General features: G+C 75.7%; 4 protein-coding genes. 2 read left to right on the top strand and 2 right to left on the bottom strand.

Annotated elements, in window-relative coordinates; genetic code table 11:
- Positions 1-429: 429 nt before the first annotated feature.
- Entirely contained in the window at positions 430-1,467 is a 1,038-nt protein-coding gene (locus FHE66_RS08425; protein WP_168202731.1) for a copper resistance D family protein, read from the top strand.
- A 22-nt stretch (positions 1,468-1,489) separates the two neighbouring features.
- Here FHE66_RS08425 and FHE66_RS08430 read toward each other — a convergent pair whose 3' ends face one another.
- Both FHE66_RS08430 and FHE66_RS08435 read right to left on the bottom strand, forming a co-directional pair.
- Entirely contained in the window at positions 1,490-2,113 is a 624-nt protein-coding gene (locus FHE66_RS08430; RefSeq protein WP_139072526.1) for a MarC family protein, read from the bottom strand.
- The gene (locus tag FHE66_RS08435) at positions 2,110-2,964 is read right to left on the bottom strand and encodes a PHP domain-containing protein (protein WP_139072527.1); all 855 of its coding nucleotides are present in this window, start codon (positions 2,962-2,964) and stop codon (positions 2,110-2,112) included. Before FHE66_RS08435 ends, FHE66_RS08430 begins: the two co-directional genes overlap by 4 nt.
- 62 nt (positions 2,965-3,026) lie before the next feature.
- Between FHE66_RS08435 and FHE66_RS08440 the strand changes: the two genes are divergently transcribed.
- Entirely contained in the window at positions 3,027-4,538 is a 1,512-nt protein-coding gene (locus FHE66_RS08440) for an aminopeptidase P family protein (protein WP_139072528.1), read from the top strand.
- Positions 4,539-4,604 lie beyond the last annotated feature (66 nt).

Raw genomic sequence — 4,604 nt, forward strand, 5'->3', positions numbered from 1 at the left:
GCGAGGCCGCGACCGCGGGCGAGGCCCAGGGCAAGCCGCGCCGCCGTCGTCGTCGCCGCACGACGAACGACACCAGCGAGGGCTGAGCCCTCCCCGCGCGGTCGACCCGCGCGGAACCTGCCACGACAACCGGTGCCGGGCCCCGACAGGGCGCCCGGCACCGGCATGTCGCGCGCGTGTCGCGGGTGGCAGGAAACGGACGCCGGCCCGGCGCAGCGTCGCCTCGGTCCGGGCGCTCCGCGGTCCCACCACCGGCACCGACCTCCGCGCCAGCCTCGGCCCCGGCCGAAACCTGCCACGAAGTGCCGTACGCAGCCCCGACAGGGCGCCCGGCACGGGTGTGTCGCGCGCGTGTCGCGGACTTGGTGGCAGAAACCGTGGACGCTCGCCCGCACCGGTCGGACCGGAGGTTAGCCTGCCCTCGTGCGGGTGACCGGGGAGAGGGCCGGCGCGGTGCGGCGAGGTCGCCGGCCGGCGCCGCACGCCGTGCTCCTCACCCGCGCCGCGCTCCTCGCGCACGCCCTGCTCCACGCCGTGCTCCTCGCGTGCGCGGCGGTCCTCGTGGCCCCGGCGCACGCCCACGCGGCGCTGCCCGCCGCGGGCGGGACGGTGGTGCACGGCAGCGGGTGGGACGTCGTGCGCGCGGTCGACCAGACCGGCCAGGTGCTGCTGTACGTCGGGATCCTCGGCGCGAGCGGGCTCGTGCTCTTCCGCCTCCTCGTCCTCGACCGCGCTGCCCCGGTGCGCCTCCTGCGCCCCACGGCCCAGCTCGCCGCGGTCGGGCTGGTGGGCCTGTTCCTCGTCTTCGTCAGCGCCGGTGCGCGCCTCGTCGGCGCCGGGCCCTCCGGGTTCGTCGACCCCGAGCTGCTGTGGCACTCGCTCACCTCGCGCACCGGCGCGGCGACGGCGCTCGGGGCCGGTGGACTCGCGCTCGCCCTCGCGGGCCGCGGGCGGGTCGTGCCCCTCCTCGGCGTGGTGCTCGCGCTCGTCTCCCTGCCGCTCACCGGGCACACGCGCTCCTTCGGCCCCGGGTGGCTCGTCGTGGGCAGCGACCTCCTCCACGTCCTCGCGGGGAGCGTGTGGTTCGGCGGCCTGCTCGGCCTCCTCCTCACGCTGCGCGCGGCGGGCGTCGAGACCCCCGCGGCGGCGCGCACCGTCGCACGCTTCTCCGACGCCGCCGCCTGGCTGGTGCTCACCCTCGCCGCCTCGGGGACGGTGCTCGCCTGGGTGATCCTCCCCGAGCCGGCCGCGCTGGGCACCACCGGCTACGGCCTCGTCCTGCTCGCCAAGGTGGCGACGGTCGCGTGCGTCCTCGCGGTCGCGGCGTGGAACCGCTTCCGGCTCGTGCCCCTGGTCGCCGCGGGCGGCTCACGCTCGCTGCTGCGCCGCACGGTCGGCGTCGAGGCGACGGCCCTGCTCCTCGTCCTGTCCCTCACCGGGGTCCTGGTCTCGCAGAGCCCGGTCTGACGCGGCCGGGCAGGACGCGGGCTCAGGCGTGGGCGTCGATGAAGGCGAAGACGGCGTCGGCCATGAGCTGGGTGGCGATGGCCGCGAGGAGCAGACCGGCGATCCGGGTGACGAGCGTCGTTCCGCCGTCGCCGAGGATGCGGTGGATGTAGATCGAGAAGCGCATCGCCAGCCACAGGCACACGTGCACGGCGAGGACGGCGAGCGCGATCGCGATCCACCCGGGCGGGCCGTCGGCGTCCTGGACGGCGAGCATGGCGGCGACGATCGCACCGGGCCCGGCGAGCAGCGGCGTGCCGAGCGGGACGAGCGCGATGTTGACCTTGCCTCCGCCGGCGGGCTGGGGCTCCTCCGCCTTGCCGGTGAGCAGCTCCATCGCGACGAGGAGGAGCAGCAGTCCGCCGGACAGCTGGAGGGCGGGCACCGAGATGCCGAGGAAGCCGAGGATGTAGGGCCCGAGCACGGTGAAGGCCGTGATGACGCCGAGCGCGACGAGCGTCGCCTGGCGTGCCGCGCGCTTGCGCTCCTTCGCGGTGCTCGTCGAGGTGAGCGCGAGGAAGATCGGCACGGTCCCCGGGGGGTCCATGATGACGAAGAGCGTGAAGAACGTCGTCGCCAGGAGCGGGACGTCGAGCAGGTCGCTCACGGACGCAGCACGGGCAGGTACCCCTCGCTCTCGATCTGCGCGAGCACGTCCGGGTCGGTGAGGTGCTCCCCCAGCCGGTTCGGCTTGCCCGCGCCGTGGTAGTCGCTCGACCCGGTGACGAACAGGTCGAGCTCTGCGGCCAGGCCCCGCAGCTGGGCCTTGGCACCCTCGTCGTGGTCGCGATGGTCGACCTCGAGGCCGGCCAGGCCTGCCTCGGCCATCTGCGCGATGACCTCGTCCTCGACGACCCGGCCGCGCGAGCCCGCGCGCGGGTGGGCCATGACCGGCACACCGCCCGCGCGGCGGACGAGCTCGATCGCCTCGATGACGTCGGGGGCGTCGTAGGGCACGTAGTAGGGCCCGCGGGTGTCGAGGAGCTCGGTGAAGGCGGTCGAGCGGTCGGCGACGTAGCCGCGGTCGACGAGCGCGTCGGCGATGTGCGGGCGGCCCACCGTGCCCCCGGGCTCGAGCCGCCGCTCGACCTCCTCCCACGTGAGGTCGAAGTCCTGCGCGATGCGCTCGACCATCCGGCGCGCCCGGCCGAGCCGGGACTCCCGGGCCCGGGCGACCGCGGCACCGAGGCCGCGCGCCTGCGGGTCGTGGAGGTAGGACAGGAGGTGGACGCTCGTGCCGCCGGCGGACGTCGAGATCTCCGCGCCGCGCACGAGGGCGACGCCGGTGCGCCCGACGGCGGCGGCGGCCTCGTCCCAGCCGTCCCACGTGTCGTGGTCGGTGAGGGCGACGACGTCGAGCCCGGCCGCGCGCGCCGCGGCCATCACCTGGGCGGGCGGCTCGGTGCCGTCGGACACGCTCGAGTGGGCGTGGAGGTCGACGAACGGACGGACTGGCACGGGTTCCAGGGTAGGCCCTTCCCCCCAGGCCGCACGCCCCCCGTGCGTGCGACGATGGGCACATGACGGACACGGACAGCACGGAGAGCCAGCCGCTGAGCGAGCGTGGCTCCAACCGCTCCCAGCGACCCTCCTCCCCCGCCTTCCGCGCGTTCATCGCCTCCGGCTGGCAGGAGCAGGAGCCGACCCTCCCCGAGCAGAGCCCGGCGGCCCCGTTCGCGGCCGCCCGCCGCGAGCGCCTGGGCGCCCTGTTCCCCGGTGAGCGCCTCGTCCTGCCGGCGGGGACGCTCGTCACGCGGTCCAACGACACCGACTACCGCTTCCGGCCGAACTCGGCCTTCGCCCACCTCACCGGCCTGGGCACCGACGAGGAGCCCGACGCCGTCCTCGTCCTCCACCCGGTCGCCGAGGGCGAGGACACCCACGAGGCGGTGCTCTACTTCCGCCCGCGCGCGGGCAAGGACACCGAGGAGTTCTTCGCCGACGCCCGCTACGGGGAGCTGTGGGTGGGCCAGCGGCCGAGCCTGGAGGAGGTCGCCGCGCTCACCGGGCTGCGCACCGCCCACATCGACTCCCTGGGCGACGAGCTCGCCAAGGACGCGGGCCCCGGTGGGGTCCAGCTGCGCGTCGTGCGCGGCGTGGACGCCGCCGTCGAGGCGCAGGTCGAGTCCGCCCGCCGCGGGCAGGAGGAGACCGAGGCCGCCGACGCGCGGCTCGCCGAGGCGCTGTCGGAGCTGCGGCTGCGCAAGGACGACTTCGAGGTCGCCGAGATGCGCAAGGCCGTCGCCGCGACCGCCGAGGGCTTCGCCGACATCGTCCGCGCGCTGCCCCGGGCGGTCGAGCACGAGCGCGGCGAGCGCGTCATCGAGGGCGTCTTCGGCGCCCGTGCCCGCGAGGAGGGCAACGCCGTCGGGTACGACACGATCGCCGCCTCGGGCAACCACGCGAACACCCTGCACTGGATCCGCAACGACGGCGCCGTGCGCCCCGGGGACCTCGTCCTGATCGACGCGGGCGTCGAGGTCGACTCGCTCTACACGGCCGACATCACCCGCACCATCCCGGTCGACGGCGTGTTCACCGCCGCCCAGCGCAAGGTCTACGAGGCCGTGCTCGACGCCGCGGACGCCGCGTTCGCGCGGGCTGGGCAGCCCGGGGCACGCTTCCGTGACGTCCACGCCGCCGCGATGGAGGTGCTCGCCGCCCGGCTGGAGGCGTGGGGCCTGCTGCCCGGCACGGCCGAGGAGTCCCTCGCCGAGGAGGGCCAGTTCCACCGCCGCTGGATGGTGCACGGCACGAGCCACCACCTGGGCATCGACGTCCACGACTGCGCCCAGGCGCGCCGGGAGATGTACCTCGACGCCGAGCTCGAGCCGGGCATGGTCTTCACCATCGAGCCCGGTCTGTACTTCCGGGCCGACGACCTCACCGTCCCCGAGGAGCTGCGCGGCATCGGCGTGCGCATCGAGGACGACGTCCTCGTCCGCGCGGACGGCACCGTGGAGAACCTCAGCGCCGCGCTCCCGCGCCGCGTGGAGGACGTCGAGGCGTGGATGGCGAGCCTGCGCGGATGACCCGCGGCTGACCGGCGGCCGCCCGCCGTGGGCGGCCGCCGCCGGTCAGTCGACGTGACCGTCGCG

This window comes from Georgenia sp. 311 (assembly GCF_006151955.1).
In the GTDB taxonomy this organism is placed as follows: domain Bacteria; phylum Actinomycetota; class Actinomycetes; order Actinomycetales; family Actinomycetaceae; genus Oceanitalea; species Oceanitalea wutianyii.

What these genes read in the sequence shown, in the direction of transcription:
- FHE66_RS08440 (WP_139072528.1), top strand. Translation starts at nt 3,027, where the DNA reads ATGACGGACACGGACAGCACGGAGAGCCAGCCGCTGAGCGAGCGTGGC.